Here is a 1,607-nt window from a genome sequence, read left to right as displayed (position 1 = left end):
CTGGCCTCTGAACTGGACGGCAATGTAGAACAGGCCATCAAGAGGATCTCCCTCAAGAGGATCAAATCCAACAAAGAAAATTAATTAATCCAATCATTTAAAATTTTACAACAATGAAAAATTACATCATTAAAACAGCAATGGTTGCCATTCTTGCTACCTCAACATTCGCAAATGCACAATTCGTTGTGACCGATCCGGCCAACCTGGCATCAGGCATTTTGAACTCCGCCAATGAGATCGTTCAGACCTCATCAACGGTTTCCAATGTCATTAAAAATTTCAACGAAGTGAAAAAAGTCTATGAACAGGGAAAGGAATATTACGATAAGCTAAAGTCGGTCAATAACCTGGTGAAAGATGCCCGAAAGGTGCAGCAGACCGTTCTTCTCGTAGGCGATGTCTCAGAGATCTACGTTACCAATTTTAGTAAGATGCTTAACGATCCCAACTTCAATGCCCAGGAACTGACGGCAATCGCCAACGGTTATTCAGCGCTGCTGAATGAAAGTACTGAACTGCTTAAAGAACTGAAAGAGATCATCACAGCCAATGGTCTTTCCCTGAACGATAAGGAAAGAATGGATGTGATCGACAGGGTCTACAAAGAAGTCAAAGAATATCATAATCTGGTTCGATACTACACGAACAAGAATATTTCTGTCAGCTATCTGAGAGCCAAAAAGCAGAACAATACCCAAAGGGTATTGGATCTTTACGGAACCTCCAATCAAAAATACTGGTAAGATGGAACCGAATAACTTACACGAAGTCCTTCATTCGGTTTATGATGAGATGATGCCATTGTGTGCCGATATGGCTGCCGTAGCTAAGGCTGTTGCGGGTCTGGGCGCACTGTTCTATGTAGCCATTAAGGTATGGCAGTCACTCAGCCGAGCGGAGCCGATCGATCTGTTTCCGATGCTCAGACCTTTTGCCATCGGTATCTGCATCATGTTCTTTTCAACATTGGTACTAGGAAGTATCAATGGCGTTTTAAGTCCGATTGTCCAGGGTAGTCATTCGATGCTGGAAGATCAGGTTCTGGATATGAACGAATTGCAGCAGAAGAAAGACCTTCTGGAACGGGAAGCGATGCTCAGAAATCCTGAGATGGCCTATCTGATCTCAGATGAGGAATTCGATAAAAAGTTGGAAGAGCTGGGATGGTCACCATCAGACCTGGTGACAATGTCCGGGATGTACATTGAAAGGGAGATGTTTGATATTAAGAAGCAGATCAGGGACGGATTTCGCGAGTTTTTGGAGATTCTATTTCAATCAGCTGCGTTGGTCATTGATACGATACGGACCTTCTTTCTTATTGTACTCTCGATACTGGGTCCGATAGCTTTTGCCATATCGGTCTGGGATGGTTTTCAGAGCACACTGACCCAATGGCTGACGAGATATATTAGTGTTTATTTGTGGTTGCCGGTTGCAGATATTTTCAGTTCAATCCTTGCAAAAATACAAACGCTCATCCTGGAGCGGGATATTGAGATGCTGGCTGATCCGAACTTCATTCCTGATACTTCTAACACGGTTTACATCATCTATATGATCATCGGGATCATCGGATACTTTACAGTTCCGACGGTTACCGG

2 protein-coding genes are annotated in these 1,607 nt (G+C 43.4%); both read left to right on the top strand.

Going from position 1 to position 1,607, the window contains the following annotated elements:
- Positions 1-113: 113 nt before the first annotated feature.
- Positions 114-746, top strand: coding sequence for a DUF4141 domain-containing protein (locus AC0N32_RS19745; RefSeq protein ID WP_476395542.1), 633 nt, complete (start codon positions 114-116; stop codon positions 744-746).
- A 1-nt stretch (position 747) separates the two neighbouring features.
- Positions 748-1,607, top strand: an 860-nt coding sequence (gene traJ, locus AC0N32_RS19740; protein ID WP_476395541.1) for a conjugative transposon protein TraJ, incomplete at its 3' end; no start/stop codon positions are given.

It is taken from the genome of Chryseobacterium endophyticum, from assembly GCF_056333165.1.
This window is presented reverse-complemented; position numbering and strand designations above follow the sequence as displayed.